The 22,315-nt window shown below is 60.6% G+C and carries 19 protein-coding genes; 10 read left to right on the top strand and 9 right to left on the bottom strand.

Annotation, left to right across the window (positions count from 1 at the left end; genetic code table 11):
- Positions 1-11: 11 nt before the first annotated feature.
- Positions 12-1,118 (bottom strand): agmatine deiminase, encoded by a 1,107-nt coding sequence (gene aguA, locus ABV589_RS16355; protein WP_367082531.1) that lies wholly within the window; start codon positions 1,116-1,118, stop codon positions 12-14.
- Positions 1,119-1,353: 235 nt separating this feature from the next.
- Entirely contained in the window at positions 1,354-4,266 is a 2,913-nt protein-coding gene (locus tag ABV589_RS16350; RefSeq protein ID WP_367082530.1) for an aminotransferase, read from the bottom strand.
- Positions 4,267-4,413: 147 nt separating this feature from the next.
- Here ABV589_RS16350 and rfbC point away from each other — a divergent pair, with 147 nt between their 5' ends.
- Genes rfbC through ABV589_RS16330 form a run of 4 tightly spaced genes read left to right on the top strand, consistent with a single transcriptional unit; the run spans position 4,414 to position 8,644 of the window.
- The gene (gene rfbC / locus ABV589_RS16345; protein WP_007961846.1) at positions 4,414-4,959 is read left to right on the top strand and encodes a dTDP-4-dehydrorhamnose 3,5-epimerase; all 546 of its coding nucleotides are present in this window, start codon (positions 4,414-4,416) and stop codon (positions 4,957-4,959) included.
- Between the two features lie 42 nt (positions 4,960-5,001).
- A complete protein-coding gene (locus tag ABV589_RS16340; protein ID WP_285373146.1) occupies positions 5,002-6,810 on the top strand; it encodes an ATP-binding protein in 1,809 nt (602 codons plus the stop codon).
- Positions 6,807-8,192: a sigma-54 dependent transcriptional regulator gene (locus tag ABV589_RS16335; protein WP_367082529.1), complete on the top strand. Its 1,386-nt coding sequence runs from the start codon at positions 6,807-6,809 to the stop codon at positions 8,190-8,192. Before ABV589_RS16340 ends, ABV589_RS16335 begins: the two co-directional genes overlap by 4 nt.
- Complete coding sequence (locus tag ABV589_RS16330) at positions 8,189-8,644, top strand: YiiD C-terminal domain-containing protein (protein ID WP_367082528.1); 456 nt, start codon at positions 8,189-8,191, stop codon at positions 8,642-8,644. The genes ABV589_RS16335 and ABV589_RS16330 overlap by 4 nt, the downstream gene beginning before the upstream one ends.
- Before the next feature lie 84 nt (positions 8,645-8,728).
- Here the strand turns inward: ABV589_RS16330 and cysQ are convergent, their stop codons facing one another.
- The gene (gene cysQ, locus ABV589_RS16325; protein ID WP_367082527.1) at positions 8,729-9,556 is read right to left on the bottom strand and encodes a 3'(2'),5'-bisphosphate nucleotidase CysQ; all 828 of its coding nucleotides are present in this window, start codon (positions 9,554-9,556) and stop codon (positions 8,729-8,731) included.
- A gap of 11 nt (positions 9,557-9,567) precedes the next feature.
- Positions 9,568-10,134 carry an ADP compounds hydrolase NudE gene (gene nudE / locus ABV589_RS16320; protein ID WP_367082526.1) on the bottom strand — a complete coding sequence of 189 codons (567 nt, stop codon included), beginning with the start codon at positions 10,132-10,134 and terminating at the stop codon, positions 9,568-9,570.
- Positions 10,135-10,222: 88 nt separating this feature from the next.
- On the opposite strand from nudE, the gene yrfG reads away from it, so the two are divergent.
- Entirely contained in the window at positions 10,223-10,885 is a 663-nt protein-coding gene (yrfG, locus tag ABV589_RS16315; RefSeq protein ID WP_367082524.1) for a GMP/IMP nucleotidase, read from the top strand.
- Positions 10,886-10,987: 102 nt separating this feature from the next.
- Here yrfG and lysM read toward each other — a convergent pair whose 3' ends face one another.
- Positions 10,988-11,428 (bottom strand): peptidoglycan-binding protein LysM, encoded by a 441-nt coding sequence (gene lysM, locus ABV589_RS16310; RefSeq protein WP_027611221.1) that lies wholly within the window; start codon positions 11,426-11,428, stop codon positions 10,988-10,990.
- A 188-nt stretch (positions 11,429-11,616) separates the two neighbouring features.
- Here lysM and fdhD point away from each other — a divergent pair, with 188 nt between their 5' ends.
- The 3 genes from fdhD to ABV589_RS16295 all read left to right on the top strand — a co-directional run bounded on the left by fdhD (position 11,617) and on the right by ABV589_RS16295 (position 15,630).
- Positions 11,617-12,456, top strand: a complete 840-nt coding sequence (gene fdhD, locus ABV589_RS16305) for a formate dehydrogenase accessory sulfurtransferase FdhD (RefSeq protein ID WP_027611220.1) — start codon at positions 11,617-11,619, stop codon at positions 12,454-12,456.
- Positions 12,453-14,801, top strand: coding sequence for an FdhF/YdeP family oxidoreductase (locus tag ABV589_RS16300; RefSeq protein WP_367082523.1), 2,349 nt, complete (start codon positions 12,453-12,455; stop codon positions 14,799-14,801). Before fdhD ends, ABV589_RS16300 begins: the two co-directional genes overlap by 4 nt.
- 346 nt (positions 14,802-15,147) lie before the next feature.
- Positions 15,148-15,630 (top strand): glycine zipper domain-containing protein, encoded by a 483-nt coding sequence (locus tag ABV589_RS16295; RefSeq protein WP_367082522.1) that lies wholly within the window; start codon positions 15,148-15,150, stop codon positions 15,628-15,630.
- A gap of 103 nt (positions 15,631-15,733) precedes the next feature.
- On the opposite strand, the gene ABV589_RS16290 is transcribed toward ABV589_RS16295, so the two are convergent.
- From ABV589_RS16290 to ABV589_RS16275, 4 genes are all read right to left on the bottom strand, one after another.
- Positions 15,734-16,165 carry a thioesterase family protein gene (locus ABV589_RS16290; protein WP_367082520.1) on the bottom strand — a complete coding sequence of 144 codons (432 nt, stop codon included), beginning with the start codon at positions 16,163-16,165 and terminating at the stop codon, positions 15,734-15,736.
- Positions 16,166-16,195: 30 nt separating this feature from the next.
- Positions 16,196-17,419, bottom strand: a complete 1,224-nt coding sequence (locus tag ABV589_RS16285; RefSeq protein ID WP_367082518.1) for a 3-hydroxyacyl-CoA dehydrogenase NAD-binding domain-containing protein — start codon at positions 17,417-17,419, stop codon at positions 16,196-16,198.
- A 207-nt stretch (positions 17,420-17,626) separates the two neighbouring features.
- Complete coding sequence (locus tag ABV589_RS16280) at positions 17,627-19,555, bottom strand: ATP-dependent DNA helicase RecQ (RefSeq protein ID WP_367082517.1); 1,929 nt, start codon at positions 19,553-19,555, stop codon at positions 17,627-17,629.
- Between the two features lie 182 nt (positions 19,556-19,737).
- Positions 19,738-20,241: a polysaccharide deacetylase gene (locus ABV589_RS16275; protein ID WP_367082515.1), complete on the bottom strand. Its 504-nt coding sequence runs from the start codon at positions 20,239-20,241 to the stop codon at positions 19,738-19,740.
- A 302-nt stretch (positions 20,242-20,543) separates the two neighbouring features.
- Between ABV589_RS16275 and ABV589_RS16270 the strand changes: the two genes are divergently transcribed.
- A complete protein-coding gene (locus tag ABV589_RS16270) occupies positions 20,544-20,819 on the top strand; it encodes a hypothetical protein (protein WP_003220660.1) in 276 nt (91 codons plus the stop codon).
- A 92-nt stretch (positions 20,820-20,911) separates the two neighbouring features.
- Positions 20,912-22,054 carry a hypothetical protein gene (locus ABV589_RS16265; RefSeq protein ID WP_367082514.1) on the top strand — a complete coding sequence of 381 codons (1,143 nt, stop codon included), beginning with the start codon at positions 20,912-20,914 and terminating at the stop codon, positions 22,052-22,054.
- Positions 22,055-22,315: the final 261 nt, after the last annotated feature.

The following is a 22,315-nucleotide window of genomic DNA, read 5'->3' as shown; positions in this document are numbered from 1 at the left end:
TACGTCTCAACTCATTCTTTGTGCGGGGCTGGCTGTTGTTGGGTAAGGCAGTGGATATTGCCGCCGCCCAGTAACAGTTCGCGGCCCGGCACCATCACCACTTCGTGCTGCGGGAACAGCTTCTGCAGGATTTCCCGCGCAGGCGCGTCCATTGGATCGTCGAAGCTCGGCGCGATGATGCCGCCGTTGACGATCAGGAAGTTCACGTAGGAGCCGGCCAGACGCACGGAAGGGTTGCGCTCCTGCGTACCGTCCACCGGATCGACACCGGCGCACTCTTCTTCGGTCGCATACAGCGGCCCCGGGATCGGCATCTTGTGCACCGTGAACGGGCGACCCTTGGCGTCGGTGCTGCTTTGCAGCACGTTCATCGCGGCCTGGCAGCGCGGGTAGTTCGGGTCCTGCGGATCGTCGGTCCACGCCAGCAGCACTTCGCCCGGGCGCACGTAGCAGCAGAAGTTATCCACATGGCCGTCGGTTTCGTCGTTGAACAGGCCATCCGGCAGCCAGATGATCTTGTCCACAGACAGATTGTCGCGCAGCACCGCTTCGATCTCTTCGCGGCCCAGATGTGGATTGCGGTTGTGATTGAGCAGGCACTCTTCAGTAGTGATCAGCGTGCCTTCGCCGTCGACGTGAATCGAACCGCCTTCAAGCACAAAACCTTCGGTGCGATAACGCGAGCTGCGCTCGATTTCGAGGATCTTGCCGCCGACCTGCGAATCACGGTTCCACGGCGAATACAGACCGCCTTCGAAACCGCCCCAAGAGTTGAAGTCCCAGTTCACACCGCGCACTTCGCCACTGTTGTTGATGACGAACGTCGGGCCGGTATCACGCACCCAGGCGTCATCGCTGGACATCTCGACCACACGGATATTCGGCACGTCGAGGCGCGCACGGGCGTTTTCGTACTGGCCGGCCGAAACGGCAACGGTTACAGGTTCAAAACGGGCGATGGCCTTGGCCACTGCAACGTGCGCGGCCTGCGCCGGCTTGCCACCCAGGCGCCAGTTGTCCGGACGCTCAGGCCAGATCATCCAGGTCTGGGTCTGCGGCGCCCACTCGGCCGGCATGTAGAAGCCATCGTCACGCGGGGTACTTTTCAAAGTGGTCATCGGCACAGGACTCCTGGGGAACCGTCGAAGGGTTGCAAAGCAATGGCAACTTTATAACCGATAAATATCGGCATTAAAAGCTGACAACCAACCGAGCATCTAAAATTTCACAACAATTATCGATATAAATCTGAATCCCTGTAGGAGCTGCCGCAGGCTGCGATCTTTTGATCTGGCTTTTCAAAGGCAAAAGTCAAAAGATCGCAGCCTGCGGCAGCTCCTACAGGGGTCTGGTTTAGAGGCCTTCTTTGAGCACTCGATCCAGCATGTCGACAAAGAAGTCCACACTGCGCCGCGAGGTAACCATCGGCGGTTTGATCTTGAGAATGTTCAGGTCATCTCCGGTCGGCTGCATGAAGATCCCCAGCTCGCGCAGGCGATCGCACAACAACGTGGTCTCCTCGGTGGCCGGCTCCAGGGTTTCGCGATTGCGGATCAACTCCACGCCCAGATAAAACCCGGAACCGTGCACCGCACCCACCAGCGGATGTTTATCGATCAAGGCTTCCAGCCGCGCCTTGAAATGCCCGCCAACCACTTGGGCGTTTTCCCAGAGTTTTTCTTCTTCCATCACATCCAGCACCGCCATGCCGATCTGGCAACTCACCGGGCTGCCGCCAGCGGATGAGAAGAAGTAGCCTTCGGCCTCCAGCGCTTCGGCGATTTCCCGACGCGTAATGACGGCGCCGAGCGGCTGACCGTTGCCCATGCCCTTGGCCATGCAGATGATGTCCGGTACCACGCCCTGCTCTTCGAAACCCCAGAAAAAATGGCCCATGCGTCCGTAACCAACCTGTACTTCATCGGCGATGCACACCCCGCCTTGGGCACGTACCAACGCATACACCTGCTTCAGGTAATTGGGCGGCAGGGCGATACCGCCGGCATTGCCATACACCGGCTCGCAGATGAACCCGGCCAGTTGGCGCTCCTGCGCGGCGATATGCGCTAGTTGCGCCTCGACGCTGCGCACATAATCCGCCGCAGAATCGAGGCCACGGAATTCACCGCGATAGATGTTCGGCGCGGTCACCGGGTGCACCCAGTCCGGGCGGCTTTCAAGTGCACGCGGGTTGTCGGCGATCGACGTCGACACCGCATCGGCGCCCACCGTCCAGCCGTGATAGGCCTCCAGCACGCTGAGCATGTCGCGGCCGCCGCTGTAGGCCCACGCCAGACGGATCGCCAGATCGTTGGCCTCGCTGCCGCTGTTGACCAGAAACACCCGGTCCATGCCTTCCGGCGCCAGTTTCAGCAGGCGCTCGGAAAACTCCGCCACGGCTGCATAGTTGAATCGCGAGTTGGTGTTGAGCAGCGACCACTGTCGCGCCGCCACTTGGGCCATACGCGGATGACCATGGCCGAGCACCGCGACGTTGTTGAGCATGTCGAGGTAGGAGCGGCCCTGCATATCGATCAGGTGATTGCGCCAGCCGCGCTCGATGCGCGGCGGGTCGACGTAATAGTGTTTTTGCGTGCGGGCGAAACTGACGTCGCGCCGCTCAAGCAAGGTTTTCGCGTCCAGCTCCGGCTCGGCATCGCAGGCCAGGCCCAACAGCGCCGCCGGTGACGGACACAACGCCTGCCACGCAGCCGCGCGCGCAGGACTGCAGAACAGCGGCGCATCCAGCGACGCGATGCGGCTCAACTGCACAAGCAGCGGCCCATTGACCGCACCCAGCACCTGACCTTTGACCAGCGCCGCGCCACTGTGCAGCGAGGCGTTCACGCCCCACAGGCGCACGCTGAGCTGCGGCCCGTCGAGCTGCAGCGCCCCATCCGCCTTGTGATGCAGCACACCGGCAAACGGCGCTTCCACGATCGTGCCTCGTGGCACGCGCAGTTCAACAAGCAGCGGGAAGGTCTCCGGTTCGACCGCGCTGTCCACTCGCGTCTGCGACAAGCGGTATTGCCCGTAACGACTCGCCGCCAGGCCATGCGCGGCGGCGGCTTCAGTCAGCAGCTGCTGATCGATGCCCGCCTGCTCCCAGTTGCCCGCCTCGAAATGCGGACTCAGAACGCCAAGATCGATCAGCGCAAATTCCCGCCCGACCAGTTCCGGCAGCAGCGGCGCGAACCCTTCACTGCCAATGGCCGGCAGTTGCTGGCCGACCGCCGTGAGGATCGCCGCTTCCATCAGCGCCAATGGCACCGAAGTCGCCACGTGGAAAATTTCCCACTCGTGACCAAGATTGTCGCGGCTGTAGGTGTTGCCCGGGTCGATGCTGACCTGCTGCTCGCCACTGAGTACCAGCACCGCCGCCCGCGCCACGATCAACGGCCACAGTGCCTGCAACTCTTCGTGCTGAAGCGGATTGACCGCGTGATAGGCCTGCACCGCCGGCAGAATCACGAACGGATCACCACCGGCATGGTGCAGCAGCGCCGCGCAGGTCACCGACAGATCGGTGATACGCCAAGTGCGCACCAAGTCACCGAAGTCGATCACGCCCTGCAATTGCCAATGACGCTTGGCATCGCGTTGCCAGACAGCGTTATCGTCGGTGATGTCCATGTGGATCGCTTGCACCGGGAGCTTGTCCTGCAACGGTTGCAAGCGACGTTCGGCCTGTTCGGCGGCGGCAGCGATCAGTGCGCGCTGGCGTTCATCCTTGATCACCGGCAGCAGGTGGTTGATCAGCGCACTGGCATGGCGCGCATCCCATTGCAGCGCGCGCTCAAGACCCGGATGGTCGAAGCCGGCCAGCGCCAGATCCATCTCGCCACATAACTGACCGAATCTGGCCACCACGTCATGCCCCAAATGCTCGAGCTGGGTCAGCGACTGACCTTCGATGTACTCCAGCAGCCGCACGTGCACCGGCTCGCCGTTGGCCTGCAGCGATAACAGGTCCTCGCCGTTATTGGCCGAGATCACCTTGGGTACGTGCACCGACGAATGCTCGGCGAGGTACTTGAGGCCCGCATGTTGGGCCTGCAACTCCACCAGCGCGTAATCACCCCGGCAGATTTTCAGGACAAAGCGCCCACGCTCACTGTCTACCCGGTAATTGAGGTCCTGCTGACTGCCCAGCGCCTGCAACGTGCCGCTGAGGCCGTAATGCTCCGCCAGCCACTGCCGGGCCAGTGCCTCAGAGACCTGCGGGCTGGGCAAACTGGCGCGATGAATCAACGTGGCGAGCGGCATGGAACGACCCCTGAAATTTTATTAGGCGCCTATATCGCCATTGCACCGATGGTTGTGCAACCCCCTGACTGCCGTTATTCGAGCGCTCGCATCCATCAGCACTTTGCGCAAGAATGTCGGCCACTCACATCTATCCGGAAAAAACTCATGAATGTAATCACCACCGATCTGCCCGGTGTTCTGATCATCGAACCCAAGGTATTTGGTGACGAGCGCGGTTTCTTCTACGAGAGTTTCAACGCCAAGGCCTTTCAGGAAGCGACCGGTCTGGACACTCAATTCGTTCAGGACAACCATTCGCGCTCGCAGAAAGGCGTGCTGCGCGGCCTGCATTACCAGCTGCAAAATACCCAGGGCAAACTGGTTCGGGTGACCGCCGGCGAAGTGCTTGATGTAGCCGTGGACATCCGTCGCAGCTCGCCGCACTTCGGCAAGTGGGTTGCTGTACGCCTGTCGGCCGAGAACCACCGTCAACTGTGGGTTCCGGAAGGCTTTGCCCATGGTTTCGTGGTGCTGAGCGAGTTCGCCGAATTCCTCTACAAGACCACCAACTACTACGATCCATCGTCCGAGCGCAGCATTCGCTGGGACGACCCTGCCTTGGGCATCGACTGGCAACTGGACGAAGCGCCGAAACTGTCGGCCAAGGATCAGGCCGGTGCGCTGCTCAAGGACGCTGACGTCTTCGCCTGAGCCTAGGCATAATGCGCCTGTTCACTCAGGCGCATCCGGCTCATGAAACCATCTCTACCCCGCAGACCCCGCTGGCGCAGCCTCGCCCTGCTGGCGCTGTGCCTGGCACCGCTGCTGTGGCCGCTGGAGCATCTGGCCGAGCGCTATTACCGCAGTGAACTGGCCGGGCAAAACCGCCAGACCCTCGATCTTTACGTCGCCAACCTGCTGGGCACCCTGCACCGTTATGAAGTATTGCCGCAGATCCTCGGCGACCTGCCGGCCCTGCGCGCCGTGCTCGGGGCACCAGACGACGGCGTCACCCAAGGCAACGCCAACCGCCTGCTGAAAAACATCGCCGCACAGACCGGCGCCGAAGTCATGTACCTGATGGACACCAGCGGCCAGACTCTCGCGGCGTCAAACTGGGACAAACATGACAGTTTCGTCGGGCGCAATTTCGCTTTCCGTCCGTATTTCAGCGAAGCCATGGCCGGGCGTCTGGGCCGTTTCTTCGGCCTCGGCACTACTTCGGCCAAACGCGGTTATTTCTTCGCCGCGGCGGTGCGCAACGGCGAAAAAATCATCGGCGTGCTGGTGATCAAAGTCGATCTCGACCACACCGAAAGCCTGTGGGGCAAAACCCCGGAACAACTGTTGGTGACCGACCACAACGGCGTGGTGATTCTCACCTCGCGCCCGGAGTGGCGCTTTCGCTCGACCCGTATCCTGACCGACACCGAGCGCTCGGCGATCACCGCCATCCTGCCCTATCCGACCCGCGAGCCGCGCCCGCTGAACCTCAGCGACAGCGCCTGGCTGACCCAAACCGTCGATATCGCCGAAACCGGCTGGAGCGTCAGTATTCTTGCCCCGCGCACGCTGATCGACCGCCCGGTGCGCACCGTGGTGGCGATCGGCGGTGCCACACTGTTGGTGGTGATGTTGTTGCTGGGGCTGATGATGCAGCGCCGTCGGCATTACCTGGAACGCATCGCCTTCGAGGCCAAGGCCCGTCGTGAACTGGAAGGTCGGGTGGCCGAGCGGACCAGCGATCTGGAAGGCCTCAACCGCCGCCTCAAGCAGGAAGTGCTGGAGCGCGAACAGGCTCAGCAGGAACTGGTGCGTGCCCAGGACGATCTGGTCCAGGCCGGCAAACTCTCGGCACTGGGCACGATGTCGGCGAGCATCAGCCATGAACTCAACCAGCCGCTGGCGGCGATTCGCAGTTACGCGGAAAACGCCGAAGTGCTGCTCGATCATCAACGCACCGACGACGCCCGTGGCAACCTCAAACTGATCAGCGAACTGACCGGGCGCATGGCCTCGATCATTGCCCACCTGCGGGCCTTCGCCCGCCGCGACCGCCATGCCCCGGAAAGCGTCGCCCTGCAACCGGCGCTGGACGATGCGCTGGCGTTGCTGGCCAAACGGCGCCGCAGTATGGAAGTCGAGCTGATCCGCGACCTGCCCGCCGCCACGCTGTGGGTCGAGGCCGGGGAAACCCGTCTGCGTCAGGTGCTCGGCAACCTGCTGGCCAACGCCCTCGATGCGCTGACCGAAAAAGGCCCGCCGCGCAAACTGTGGCTGAGTGCCGAATCCACGGCCGAGGGCGTCAATCTGTACATTCGCGACAACGGCCCGGGCTTTTGCATGGAAGCCCTCGGCCGCGCCAGCGAGCCCTTCTACACCACCAAGACTCGTACTCAGGGCCTTGGCCTGGGGCTGGCGATCTGTGAAACCCTGATGCGCGCCTTCGGCGGTGAACTGTCGTTTGCCAACCACAAGCAAGGTGGCGCCTTGATCACCCTGCGGCTGCGCGCCGGCGCGCCCGGGGTCAGCCTGCAACCGTCCGAGGATCGAAGTGCATGACCATCGACAATCGCATTCAGGTGGTGTTGATCGACGACGATCCGCACCTGCGTCAGGCCCTCGGCCAGACTCTGGATCTGGCCGGGCTGAAAATCCTCCCGCTGTCCGAAGCCAAAGGTCTGGCCGGGCAACTGGAGCGTGACTGGCCCGGCGTGGTGGTCAGCGACATCCGCATGCCGGGCATGGACGGCCTCGAGCTGTTGAGCGAATTGCACGCTCAGGACCCGGAGCTGCCGGTGCTGCTGATCACCGGCCACGGCGACGTGCCGCTGGCGGTGCAGGCGATGCGTGCCGGCGCGTATGACTTTCTGGAGAAACCGTTCGCCAGTGATGCGCTGCTCGACAGCGTGCGCCGCGCCCTGGCCCTGCGCCGGCTGGTGCTGGACAACCGCAGCCTGCGCCTGGCCTTGAGCGATCGCAACGAACTGAGCGCACGACTGGTCGGCCACTCGGCGCCGATGTTGCGCCTGCGCGAGCAGATTGGCGCGCTGGCGGCGACCAAGGCCGACGTGCTGATCCTCGGTGAAACCGGCGCCGGTAAAGAGGTCGTGGCCCGTGCGCTTCACGATTTGTCGAGCCGGCGAAACGGCCCGTTCGTGGCGATCAACGCCGGGGCACTGGCCGAATCGGTGGTCGAAAGCGAGCTGTTCGGGCATGAGCCGGGCGCGTTCACCGGCGCGCAGAAACGCCGGATCGGTAAGTTCGAGTTCGCCAACGGCGGCACGCTGTTCCTCGACGAAATCGAAAGCATGAGCATGGACGTGCAGGTGAAACTGCTGCGCATGCTGCAAGAGCGTGTGGTCGAACGTCTGGGTGGCAATCAGTTGATCCCGCTGGACATCCGCGTCATCGCCGCGACCAAGGAAGACTTGCGTCAGGCCGCTGATCAGGGACGATTCCGCGCCGACTTGTATTACCGCCTGAACGTTGCACCGCTGCGCATTCCGCCACTGCGCGAACGCGGCGAGGATGCGCTGGTACTGTTCCAGCATTACGCCGATGAAGCCAGCGCCCGCCACGGTTTGCCGCCTCACGAACTGCAACCGGCGCAACGCGCCTTGCTGCTGCGCCACACCTGGCCGGGCAACGTGCGCGAACTGCAGAACGCTGCCGAGCGTTTCGCCCTCGGTCTGGAACTGGCGCTGGATAACAGTGGAAGCGAAAGCGGCGGCACCAGCGTGGAAGTCATCAGTGGCGGCCTCAGCGAGCAAGTGGAAAACTTCGAGAAGTCGTTGATTGCCGCTGAGCTGGCGCGCTCGCACAGTTCGGTGCGCAGCCTCGCCGAAGCCCTGGGTATTCCGCGCAAGACCCTGCACGACAAACTGCGCAAGCACGGCTTGAATTTCGCCGACAGTAGCGCCCATGGAGACGAAGCCGAATGAGCCGCGACAGTCACTATCTGGAATCGGTGCTGCATCACGACATTCCCCTGACCCGCGAGATGGGCCTCAAGGTCCTCGCCTGGCACGAACAACAGTTAAGCCTGCACTTGCCGCTGGAGCCGAACGTCAATCACAAAAGCACCATGTTCGGCGGCAGTCTCTACTGCGGCGCGGTGCTGGCGGGTTGGGGCTGGCTGCATCTGCGCCTGAAGGAAGAAGGCATCGAAGACGGGCACATCGTGATTCAGGAAGGCCAGATCAGCTATCCGCTGCCCGTGACCGGTGATGCCACGGCGCTTTGCCCGGCACCGGAAGCGGCGGTCTGGAAGAAGTTTCTGGCGATGTATCAGCGTTATGGGCGGGCGCGATTGACGCTCAACACGCGGATCGTCAATGCCGGAAGTGATGAGGATGCGGTGACGTTCAGCGGGCAGTACGTTTTGCACCGCTGAAGCAAAAGATCGCAGCCTTCGGCAGCTCCTACACGGGATTCGCATTTCCCTGTAGGAGCTGCCGCAGGCTGCGATCTTTTGATCTTATGAGCGCGCCAGTTCCAGCAATCTTGAACGCCACGCCGCCTTCGCCGGCAACGCCAGAAAGAACTCATTGAGCAGCGATTCCCGCGCCGGATAACAGAACGCTTCGCCCTGCAGATCCAGCACCTCGCCGCCGGCACCTTCGAGCACGCCCTGCGCCGCTGCGGTGTCCCACTGCGACGTCGGCGCCAATCGCGGATAACAATCCGCCGCCCCTTCAGCCAACAGACAAAACTTCAGCGAACTGCCGATGTTCGCCAGTTGCAACTCGCCCAAACTGGCGCTCAGACCGGCAAGCAGCCGCTCTTGCTCCGGACTCGAGTGCCGACGGCTCGCCACCACGGTGAACGCTTCACCGGGCGCGAGCACCTCACGCACCTCAATCGCCACCGGCGAACCACCTTTGTCCCCACGCCACGCGCCGAGACCGGCTCCGCCGACATAGAACCGGCCATTGGTCGGCATCGTCACCACGCCAAACACCACCCGCCCGTTTTCGATCAGCGCGATGTTCACGGTAAATTCTTCACTGCCGCTGATGAACTCCTTGGTGCCATCCAGCGGATCCACCAGCCACCAGCGCTGCCACCCGGCGCGCACGCTCTGCGGAATGTTGGCGTCTTCCTCGGACAGAATCGGAATACTGGAGTCCAGCGCGGTCAGCCCGGCGACGATGACATGGTGCGCGGCCATGTCCGCTGCGGTCACCGGTGAATCATCGGACTTGGCGGTGACCTCCACGCCAGAGCGCCAGAACGGCAGAATCGCCTCGCCAGCCTGCAATGCCAGCTCAACCACTGGCGCCATCAACGGATGCGGAAACTTCATCGATATCTCACTCACGACCGAAAGAACCCGCGCTGCGTCAGCAGATCACGCGCCAGATACAGCGCCGCCAGGGCACGGCCTTCGGTAAATTGCGGGTTTTGCGCCAGCGCCGCCAGCTCCCCCAGGTTGACCTTGTCAACGCGCATCGGCTCGGGCTCGTCGCCCTCCAGACGCTCCTCGTAGAGGTCGGAGGCCAACACCACCTGGATCTTCTGACTCATGTAACCGGGCGACAGCGACAACTCAGTCAGATGTTCCAGTTGGCGCGCACCGAAACCGGCCTCTTCCTTGAGTTCGCGCTCGGCCGCTGCCAGCACATCTTCGCCCGGCTCAATCAGGCCTTTGGGCAGGGACAGTTCGTACTCGTCAGTGCCGCCGCAGTATTCCTCGACCAGCACCGCGTGTTCGCTGTCGAGCATCGCCACGATCATCACCGCGCCATAACCCGCGCCTTTGCCGACCAGACGCTCGTAAGTGCGTTCCACGCCATTGGAAAAACGCAGCTTCAGTTCTTCGACGCAAAACAGACGACTGGTGGCGACGATCTCGCGGGCGAGTACAGTGGGTTTCTGGCGCATGCAAAGCTCCTTGGCGTGAACGCGCTACTATAACGCGGCTTTCCCGATTGTTTGTGTCGGATATCTTTCTACCGCTCGAGACGTTGCCATGCCTTCTTTACCGTGGTCTGACATCGATACCGTCCTGCTGGACATGGACGGTACGCTGCTGGACCTGCACTTCGACAACCATTTCTGGCTGGAACACCTGCCGCAGCGCTACGCCGAACTGCACGGGGTGAGCCGGGCCATGGCCGACATGGAATTGCAGCCGCTGTTTGAGCGTCATGCCGGACAACTGCAGTGGTACTGCCTGGATTTCTGGAGTACCGAGTTGAAGCTCTCGGTGCGTGAACTGAAACTGGAAACCGCACACTTGATCGCCCTGCGTACGGATGCCGACACGTTTCTGCAAGCGATTAAAAACGCCGGCAAACGGGTGATCATGATCACCAATGCACACCGCGATTCGCTGTCGCTGAAACTGGAACGAATTGAACTGGCGCCCTATTTCGAGCGGCTGATCAGCTCGCACGATTACGGGTTTCCCAAGGAAAATCCGCAGTTCTGGGATGCCCTGCAGGCGGACATCGACTTTGATCCGGCGCGCAGCCTGTTTATCGATGACACCTTGCCGATCCTGCGCAGCGCCCGGGATTTCGGCGTGGCGCATCTGTTGGCGGTGAAGGAGCCGGACAGTCGCAAGGGGCCGAAGGACACGGCCGAGTTTGTGGCGGTTGAAGACTACCGCGATTTGATTGTCGGCCTCTGACCCCCTGTAGGAGCTGCCGCAGGCTGCGATCTTTTGACTTTGATTTTAAAAAAACAAGATCAAAAGATCGCAGTCTGCGGCAGCTCCTACACGGGTTATGTGTTACTCGGGGATACGCAGGGTCTGGCCCGGGTAGATTTTGTTTACATCCTTGAGCATTGGCTTGTTGGCCTCAAAGATCTTGTTGTACTGGTTGGCGTTGCCATACACCGCCAGGGAAATCGCGCTGAGGGTGTCGCCCTTTTTCACCACGACAAAACGCGCGGCGGCCACCACCGGCCCGGTCACGGTGATCTGATCATCAACGCTGCCCACGCCTTCGATATTACCCACCGCCAGCAAAATCTTTTCCTTCTCCTCCTGGCTGGCGACTTCACCGGTGACCGTCACCTTGTCGCCGTCCACGGTGGCCTGAACATTCGGGTTGCCCAACCCGACCTTGCTGATATGTTCCTTCAACTGCTCACTGGCATTGGCATTGCCCGGGGTCAGCAGGTCGATCAGCTTTTCACCGGCTTCTTTCACAAAGCTCAACAGACTCATAGCGCACACTCCTTGATTTGGGTTCCAGACGTCCAAGCCTAGACCACACCAGAGCAACCCGGTTCCGGGCCGACCAATGACCCGGCAGCCGCTTGATCGACGCCATCTATCAATAGATCGACAGTACCGATTAGACGCGACAAGTTGCCGCGCCTAGTCTTAGCGTTGATCAATCCGTCGGTGATGCCATGAACGCCAAGCGCCCAACTTGCGCGGCGCCTGCACTCGAAACGCCCGCGCCCGCCGCCAGCCAGACCTACAGCTACAGCGATCTGCCCCTCGTGGAATCGGCCAGCACCGCGCTCGCCGAGGAAGTCGCGCTGGCGATCGCCTACAACGGCATCAGTCAGGCGGTGATGCTGGTAACGCCGACGGATCTGGAAGACTTCATCGTCGGTTTCAGCCTCGGCAGCGGCATCATCGAAGACGCCAGCGACATCTATGACCTGCAACTGACCGGCGCAGGCTCCGCGCAATACGCGCAAGTGACTATCGCCAACCGCGCGTTCTGGAACCTCAAGCAGCAGCGCCGACAACTGGCCGGCACCAGCGGCTGCGGATTGTGCGGCGTTGAAGCCGTCGAGCAAGCGTTGCCCGATCTGAACGTCCTGCCCGGAGCACCGTTACCGCCCGCCGCATGGCTCGACGGCCTGCGCCAGCGCATCGGCGCGTTCCAGCCGCTTGGTCAGCACTGCGGCGCGGTCCACGCGGCGGTGTTCATGAACGCCAGCGGTGAATTGCTGCTGGGCCGTGAAGACATTGGCCGGCACAACGCCCTCGACAAACTGATTGGCGGGCTGATCCGCCAGAAGATTTCCACAGAAGGCGGCCTGGCGATTGTCACCAGCCGCTGCAGTCTCGAATTGATCCAGAAAGTTTTACGCGCCGGCATCCAGACTCTGGTCAGCCTGTCCGCGCCCACGGGCCTTGCCGTGCAATGGGCCCGTCGTCACAACCTCAATCTCATCCACCTGCCGCAGAAGAATGCGCCGCGGGTCTACAGCCCAGCGATGGAGAATCAAGCGTGAGCCAACATCATCAAGCCGACCAGAAACCTGTCCCGCGCTACAAACCTTACAAAGGTGCAGCCGGCGGCTGGGGTGCCCTGATCAGTGTGGCCCAGGCCTGGTTGACCAGCGACAACGCGCTGAAAAACCTGCGCATGATGCTCAAGACTAACCAGAACGGCGGCTTCGACTGTCCGGGCTGCGCCTGGGGCGATTCGCCGGAAAGCGGCATGGTCAAGTTCTGCGAGAACGGCGCCAAAGCAGTGAACTGGGAAGCGACCAAGCGTCGGGTGGACGGCAAGTTCTTCGCCAAACACAGCGTCACTTCGTTGCTGGAGCAGAGCGACTACTGGCTTGAATACCAGGGCCGCCTGACCGAGCCGATGGTCTACGACGCCGAGACCGACCGCTACAAACCCATCGCCTGGGACGATGCCTTCGCCCTGATCGGCAAACACCTGCAAGCGCTGTCGAGTCCGGATCAAGCCGAGTTCTACACCTCGGGCCGTGCCAGCAACGAAGCGGCGTACCTGTATCAGCTGTTTGTGCGCGCCTACGGCACCAACAACTTCCCGGACTGCTCGAACATGTGCCACGAGGCCAGTGGTGTGGCGTTGGCGCAGAGCGTTGGCGTCGGCAAAGGCACCGTAACCTTCGACGATTTCGAACACGCCGACGCGATTTTCGTCTGGGGCCAGAACCCCGGCACCAACCATCCGCGGATGCTCGAACCGCTGCGTGAAGCGGTGAAGCGCGGCGCGCAAGTGGTGTGCATCAACCCGCTGAAAGAGCGCGGCCTGGAACGCTTCCAGCACCCGCAGCACCCGATCGAGATGCTCACCAACGGCGACAAGCCGACCAACACCGCGTACTTCCGTCCGGCACTGGGCGGCGACATGGCGGTCCTGCGCGGCATGGCCAAGTTCCTCTTGCAGTGGGAGCGCGATGCGCAGAAAGCAGGTGATCCTGCGGTGTTCGATCATGATTTCCTTAACGCCCACAGCACCAACGTGCTGGAGTATCTCGGCGTGGTCGATGACACGCCTTGGGAGCAGATCGTCGCGCAGTCCGGCCTGACTCTGGTCGAGATCGAGCAAGCGGCGCGCATGTACGCCAAAGGCAAGAATGTGATCATGTGCTGGGCGATGGGCATCACCCAGCATCGCCACTCGGTGCCGACCATCCAGGAAATCGCCAACCTGATGCTGCTGCGCGGCAACGTCGGCAAACCTGGCGCCGGCCTGTGCCCGGTGCGCGGTCACAGTAACGTGCAGGGCGACCGCACCATGGGCATCAACGAGCGTCCGCCGGTGGCGTTCCTCGATTCTCTCGAGCGGCGCTTCCAGTTCAAGGTGCCGCGTGACAACGGGCACAACGTGGTCGAGGCGATTCACGCCATGGCCGAGGGCCGCGCCAAGGTCTTCATCGGTCTGGGTGGCAACTTCGCCCAGGCCACGCCGGACAGCCCGCGCACCTTCGCGGCGCTGAGCAATTGCGACCTGACTGTGCAGATCAGCACCAAGCTCAACCGCAGCCATCTGGCCCACGGAAAAGACGCGCTGATCCTGCCGTGCCTGGGCCGTACCGACATCGATATCCAGACCGAAGGCCCGCAGGCGGTCACCGTGGAAGACTCGTTCAGCATGGTCCATGCCTCCAATGGCCAGCTGCAGCCGCTGTCGAACCAGATGCGCTCGGAACCGGCGATCATCGCCGGCATCGCCGCCGCCACGCTGGGCAGCAAACCGGTGGACTGGAACTGGCTGGTGGCCGACTACGGGCGCATCCGCGACCTGATCGCCGACACCATTCCCGGCTTCAAGGACTTCAACGAAAAGGTCAAGAACCCGGGCGGTTTCTACCTCGGTAACAGCGCTGGTGCGCGCAAGTGGAACACCCCTTCAGGCCGGGCCAACTTCCGCGCGAACCTGCTGCCCAAGGATCTGGTGCATGAACGCACCCGCGCCACCGGGCAACTGCCGGATCTGATCCTGCAATCGATGCGCTCCCACGATCAGTACAACACCACGATCTATGGTCTCGACGACCGTTATCGTGGGGTCAAGGGTCAGCGCGATGTGCTGTTCGCCAACGAGGCCGACATCATTCGCCTGGGCTTCCGCCCGGGACAGAAGGCCGACATCGTGTCGATCTGGGACGATGGTCGTGAGCGTCGGGTGAAGGGCTTTACCTTGCTCGCGTTTGATATCCCGGCGGGGCAGGCCGCGGCTTATTACCCTGAGGTGAATCCGCTGGTGCCGCTGGAAAGCACCGGGGATGGCAGTCATACGCCGACATCGAAGTTCATTGCGATCCGCCTTGAGGCGGCGAGTGAGACCGGGTTGATCATGGCCAAGTCCGCTTAAAGACGCTGCCCTGTGGCGTGGGAGCTTGCTCCCGCTGGAGGCCGCAGGACTGCCTCCGTTTGCATTTTTTGGGGCCGCTTCGCGGCCCGGCGGGAGCAAGCTCCCTCGCCACAGAATTTGTGTTGAGTCTCTGTTTCCTGAAACTTTCAAACGCCCACAAAAAAGGCCGCTTTTTAACAAAAGCGGCCTGTCCGAAGTAGCTGAAGACCGGCGAAAATCGCTTAAGTTCCGCATACAAAACAGTAACTTGCATAATTGTATACAAGTCGTGTTATTCGTCGGATTTCGATTGTCAGCCTTGTTACACAGCCTCAGGATCGCGCCGTCATCCCTTTGAGGCTCCTCTATGAAGTTCTCCTCGATTCTCTTGTTGTCCCTTGGCCTGGTCAGTGGCTTCGCTTCTGCCGGAGGCACCACCGAAGCAGGTGTGGGCGGCGCATTGGGCGGGGTTCTTGGCTCGGTCGTCGGTCAGTCTTTAGGCGGCAGCACAGGTTCAACCATTGGCGCAGCCCTGGGCGGCGCGGGTGGTAGCGCGGTCGGCGCCAACAAACACAGCCGTGGCGAAGCGGCCATTGGCGGTGCGTTGGGCGCAGCCGGCGGTAACGTGGTCGGCCGCAGCATGGGCGGCACCACCGGCAGCCTGATCGGCGCCGCAGCAGGTGGCGGCGCCGGTGGCGCGCTGGGCAACTACATGGGCAACAAGAGCAACGACGACGACCGTCATTACGATCGCGATCGTGATCACCGTCGCTACTACCGCGACGACCACCGTGGTCGCGGCCATGCCTACGGCCATCGCAAGCATCACCGGTATTACAACCACCGCTGATTGCTGAGCCTGGCGGGCAACGGATCAAAAGATCGCAGCCTGCGGCAGCTCCTACAGTCGAACCCTGTAGGAATTGCCGCAGGCTGCGATCTTTTTTGCGTTATCACACCAGCAAACGCTCAAGAGCCTGACGCAACCGGCCAGGAATCGGTACCGGCTGATTGCTCGTCCGATCCACAAACACATGAACAAAACGCCCCGCCGCACACGCCTCGCTTTCACCGACCTTGAACACCGCCAGTTCATATTGCACCGAACTGTTACCCAGCTTGCCGACCCGCAGACCGATCTCGATCAGGTCCGGGAACGCGATCGAGGCGAAATAATCGCAAGATGAACTCACGACGAAACCCACCACCTCGCCGTCGTGGATATCCAGGCCACCGACCTGAATCAGGTAAATGTTCACCGCGGTATCGAAAAAGCTGTAGTAGGTAACGTTGTTGATGTGCCCATAAGCATCGTTGTCGTGCCAGCGGGTGGTGATCGGCTGGAAATGCGGGTAGTCGGTGCGTTGCGCCATGGTGCTGGACATCGGTGTCGATTCCTTGAGTTTCTGCCCAGTCTAAAGGTAAAAACCTTTGCCTCGCGCCGCCAGCTCGCCAATCAGTGGCGCCGGCCGCCATTGATCGCCCTGTCGCGTCTCCAGCGCCAGCAAGCGCTGGTGAATGGCTGCCAGCCCCTGATCGTCCGCCCAGGCCATCGGGCCGCCCCTGTCCGCCGGGAAGCCGTAGCCATTGAGGTAAACCTGATCGATGTCATGCGCCGAATCGGCAATGCCTTCCTGCAGAATTTTCGCGCCCTCGTTGACCAGCGCCAGAAGGCACCGTTCGAGGATTTCCTCGGACCCAATCTCCCGGCGCTGAAAGCCGAGGCCTTCGCTGACGCGCAATATCAGCGCATCGACCTCGGGATCATGCTCGGCCTGGCGACTGCCCGGCTCGTAGTGGTAGTAACCGTTGCCGGACTTCTGCCCGAAACGCCCCAACTCGCATAACCGGTTGTCGACTTGAACCTCTGGCGCATCCTGCCCCTTGCCGGCCAGCTCACGGGTTCGCCATTCCAGATCGATGCCGACCACGTCGTACATGCGAAACGGCCCCATGGCGAAACCGAAGCCCTGCAAGGCCGCATCGACCTGCTGTGGATAAGCGCCTTCGAGCAACATCTTGCGCGCCTCCAGCACATACGGATGCAACATGCGATTGCCGATAAAACCGTGGCAGTTGCCCGACACCACACTGACCTTGCCCATGCGATTGCCCAGCGCCAGGGCTGCTTCCAGCGCCGCCGGTGAAGTCTGCGCGCCACGGACGATTTCCAGCAGTTTCATGATGTGCGCCGGGCTGAAGAAATGCAGGCCGAGCACTTGCGATGGACGTCTGGTTGCGGCGGCAATCGCGTCGATGTCCAGCGCCGACGTATTGCTTGCCAACAACGCCTCAGGCTTGAGCAGGCCATCCAGCTCGCGAAAGATCTTCTGCTTGAGCTCAAGGTTTTCGTACACCGCTTCGATCACCAGATCGACATTGCGGATCGCTGCGTAATCCGCCGCCACGGTGACCCGCGTGACACGCGCGTCCGCCTCGGCCTGATCGATCCGGCCCTGGCGCACGTTGTGTGCATACGTGTCGGCCACCGTGCCCAGCGCCTGTTCAAGCATCTGTGGATTGTTATCGACCCATTGCACGGCGATGCCGGCATTGGCCAGGCACATGACAATGCCACGACCCATGGTGCCCGCACCAATCACGGCAGCTCGCTGAATATCGAAAGTTGTCTGGCTCATGTTGTTCTCTTGTTGGCGATCCGAAGACAGCCTTCACCATAGTCAGGCACTGGACGTTTTTGAAGTTTATTACCGTGATGATCGGCATTCAGCGCATGGATAAGCCCTGATCGCCCTGAGACCGCTCCCTGTAGGAGCTGCCGAAGGCTGCGATCTTTTGATCTTGATTTTGAAAGATCGCAGCTTTTGGCAGCTCCTGCAGACAGATCAGAGATGCTCTTGAGTCCAACTGCGGACTTGCGCGTACGGATACTCCTCCAGCGCCGCATACCCGCCAACCGTCCGCGCCTTGAGCCTTGTAAACAACGGCACACTGATTCCGCACAGGAACCGCGTCAGGCGCTCGGCCGTTGGCACACTGCCGGTGTGCTGCTGGTGCTTGTGGATAAAATCACCGCACAGCGCCGCGAAATTTTTATCCACAAGCGCTGGCAACTCGGGAGGTGCCGGCAGCCGCGCGACATTACCGTGGCACACCGAACAGTGCCCGCAGAGCTCGGGCGCATTGTGGTCGCCAAAGTACTCGGCCAGGCGATAACCCAGGCAGCGCTCAGTGGCGAACAGTTCGAGCATGGCGTGAATCCGCGCGACTTCAGTCTGTTCATGCCGGGTGAAGTACTCGTGCAACTCGGCGCTCAGCACAGCGCTGTCGAAATCGCTGTGCAGCACGTTGTAGACCTCGGTCATCTGCTTGCTCTCAAGCTCGACCCAGCCCTTTTCCTGGAAGTAGTCCAGCGCCGTCACCACCCGATTGCGCTCAGCCGAATACTGCGTGTACATCGCCTCGAAATTCACCGTGGCCCAGGTACGTGCGCGGCTGGAAGTCTGGATGATCGCTGCGACAAAATCCCTGCGCTCACCTTCAAAACGCTCAAGCAACGCTTCCGGTTCCAGCAGGTATTTGAAACGGTATTCGGCGTAATAGGCATAGCGCGGCGCGATGAAACCACGCAACTCCATTTGCACCAGCAAAGTCTTCAGCGGCAGCATGCGAATGTTGCTCTGATCAGCCAGTGGCCCGAGCAGAAACTCCCACTGCCCTTCGGCTGCGGCAGCCTGCATTTCTTCCAGCACACAACGAATCCCTTCGCGCTCCGGGGTATCGCCGTAGACGAAGTTTTCCAGCACGTTGAGGCTGTCGCGGTTGGCCAGCACCAGGCAATCCGACGGCTGTCCGTCCCGTCCGGCGCGACCAATCTCCTGGCTGTAGTTCTCGATGGATTTCGGCAGGTCGAAATGCACCACGTTGCGGATGTCGCTCTTGTCGATACCCATACCGAAGGCAATGGTCGCGACAATGCAATTGGACTGCCCGGCCATGAAGCGCTTCTGGATCGCCTCGCGCTGATCGTTGGGCAACCCGGCATGATAAGCCTCGGCTTGTATGCCGTTGCGCCCCAGATGCTCGGCGATGTGCTCGGCGGTTTTCTGCAACGTGACATAGACGATGCTCGGCTGGCCCGGACGCTCGCTCATCCACTCCACCAGCCGCCGGCGCTTGTCCTGGCCACGCACCGGTTCCACCAGCAGATTGAGGTTGGGGCGATAGAAACCGGTGGTCACCACATCTTCGGCGGCGATGGCGAATTTGGCTTGCATGTCGGCGATGACTTTCGGCGTCGCCGTGGCCGTCAGCAGCAGGGTTTGCGGGATATTGAACTGGCGTTGATAGTCCGGCAGTTTCAGATAGTCAGGGCGGAAGTTGTGGCCCCACTCCGAGATGCAGTGCGCTTCGTCAATCACCAGCAGCGAGATCGGCACCTGCTGCAAAAAATTGCGGAACCGCTCGTTCTTCAGGCGCTCCACCGAGATCATCAGAATCTTCAATTCACCCGAACGGGCGCGCGCCATCACATCATTGGCGTCATCGCGGCTTTGTGCCGAATCGATGCTGCCGGCACTGATGCCGTGATGCTTGAGGAATGCCAGTTGATCCTGCATCAACGCCAACAGTGGTGAGACCACCAGGGTCAGATGCGGCAGCAACAGCGCCGGCACTTGATAGCACAGCGACTTGCCGGACCCGGTGGGGAAAATCGCTGCCGCCGAACGTCCCGCCAGTACCGCGCTGATCGCGGCTTCCTGCCCGGGTCGAAACTGTGGATAACCGAAAACCTGTTCCAGGGTGTTGTGCATGCGCTGTCACTCCGTTGACCGCTGTGATGCCAACAGCCTAGCGGGCGATCGCAGCGAGTCGAGAAAAGGCCGGGGTCAATTCAATTCGGGATGATACAGCCAATGGCGCAGACAACTCGGTCCACTGCAGGAGCGAGCCTGCTCGCGAAGAGGCCCCGTAGAACAAAACAAAAACAAACAATTCACGGCTTTAAAACCGCCACTCGCAACTGCTCGTTCAACACCAGCTCATGCACGCCCTGGCTCTTGCTCGCCCACGTTGCATGGGCCGGGCTGATGTCACCGGTGAAAGCTGCCGCCAACTGCCGCAGTTCCGCGACACTGCGCACGCGCGGGCAGAACGGTTGTCCGTCACAGTCCAGACTGGCGTTGCGATAGGTGCTCAACAAACGATCCCACAGACCGTCACGCACCTGCCTGATTGACTTGAGCTGCACATGCGGCACACCCAGTCGCTGCTCCAGCCCCACCTCGTCCAGCGCTTCACTGGCGAGCAAGGCCCTGCCGAACATCAACACCTCGGCGCGCGAGGCGGTATCGATGCCGGTCTGGCTGGAGAGCGCATCGGGCCAACCGGTGCGTTCAAGGTCGGCAAACATCCAGCCGTTGCCGGCATCAGACGCCATGGCCAAACGGCAACCACTGGCCCACAGCAATAAAATCGAGGCCATACGTAGCCACTGCATACTCAATTCCCTTTAAGCGCGTATCGGACGCTTGGAAACGTCCTACAAATTCTGGCGCGCACCATACATAGATTTGCCAAGAAACGCCTGTGAATCCAGTGGGAAATTTCTGCGCTAGGGGTTTCACCGCAAAAAAGCCGCAAAACCTTGTAGGGCATATGCCCGGCCCTCGGAAAATCCCCTACGAACGCCGTCCATTGCGGCGCTCTTGTGAGTGCTCGCCACGCACTTCTATAGTGGCCGGCGCGACTGACCACTGAATCAGCCCCGCCCGAGTGCCTTTGTAAAGGACAAGCCTCACCATGATTACCCGCTATCGCCCCTTGAAGACTTGCTACAACGAAAATCCCGTATTGGTCATCGATACTCACTCCAGCCATCGCGATCTGCTTGATGCCGCTGACCAGCGACTGCGTGCCGCCAGCGATCTGCTGGAAACCCTTTACTGTTTATGTTTCAAACAGGCTGATGTTAAAGATATACCTAACATCGTTAATGCTCTTTATTTATTAGTGCAGGACGGTTGTGATTTGCTCGAAGTAGCAAAACATAAACCGCAACAACCAGACCCACACTGAAAACAACTAAAATCCAGAAACAACAGAATGCTTTAATAAACAATCCAAGAAGACCTAAGTTGTTGACTCTTACTTCAACCGAGAGCAACACAATGACTGTTTTAACTATATTTTTTTGCGGCACTGGTTCCAATAAATTCGACGTTACCCACGAAAACTTCTGGGACGGCGAACTGATTTCCACCTTGGCTGCCAATCATACGGGTTACGAGTTCGCCGAATGGATCGTGGTCGATGGCCCCGGCAGCGGCAACATGCAGGCCGACGATCTATTCACCAAGACCAAGGAATACGGCATGAGCGGCACCTTGTTCGGCAAGGGCTGGGAAGAAAACGTGTTGCATGCGCTCAATATCATCAAGGGCAAGTGCGACTGGCAACGCGAGCAACTGACTGAAGCCGAATACAATCGGCTGAAAGCGGCCGGCATTCCGATCGAAGATGTAAAAGCCGAGGGTTCCTGGTTCTGGCGCAAATATAATTATGGTAATCGCAGCATTACCCAGCAGCAATTACAGGAAGGAATTATCAAAACCCACCGCAAGGATGGTGTTATTCCTACTCAAGTCAATCTCGTCGGTTGGAGCCGAGGCGGCATCAGTTGCCATATGTTGGCCAATGCAATGTTCAAGGACAGTCTGCTGAAAAACATCCCGGTCAATATCTTTGCTCTTGATCCCGTGCCAGGCATTGGTAACTTTCAGGAAGAGCGGGTCAAACTCGCGGCCAACGTCAAAGAGTATGTAGCGTTCTATGCTCGTGACGAACGCTCCAAAGGTTTCAGCTGCGTCATCCCGCAGACCGCTACCGGCACTAAAACCTACATCTATCCTATGGCTGGCCGCCACGCCACCATGGCCGGCAATGCCACCAGCAGCGGCGGCGTCCCGACCGGCGCCAATGATCTGAAAGCGCTGTCCGAGCCCGGACGCATCGTGCGCCACCTCGCCGAAACCTGTCTCAAACGCTGGGGCGTGCAACTGCAAAAAACGTTGAATCTGACCCAGGCCGATCTGGAAAACCTCACCAACGGCATCGCACGCGATAAAGCCAAATACACACTGATGCACAAACATTCCTACACCTACTTCACCGAGCTGGACCAAGGCGAGCGCTACGTTTCGCTGGGCAGCAAAGGTGTACCGTTCACCAGCGTGAAGGGCGAGATCTACAAGCCGGCGACCGGTTTGGCAACCAGCTTGCTGGATATTTCGGCGTATCAGCATTTGCGTTGAAAAATGATGAAAGACCGGTAGGAACATCCGATGAAATCTTCATCCCGTTCCTACACGCCACGACTCTTTGTCGCCTATCGCGGCTTGAGGGCACAGATCTATAGTCGAGAATGTCGCTGGCAAATCAGCGGCTCGGGCTTGGTCACCTGAATGGATCGTGCATACGCGTCCGCTGTATGCTGCCGGCACTCAATTGCCTGCAGTTTTATGGTGGCTGTGTTTGGGACACCTTCGGGTGTGCCGGGTCTGCGCACGATCCTC

Source organism: Pseudomonas sp. HOU2 (assembly GCF_040729435.1).
Taxonomy (GTDB): Bacteria; Pseudomonadota; Gammaproteobacteria; order Pseudomonadales; family Pseudomonadaceae; genus Aquipseudomonas.
Note: the sequence above shows the minus strand (reverse complement) of the source record. Positions and strands in the feature narration are given on the sequence as shown.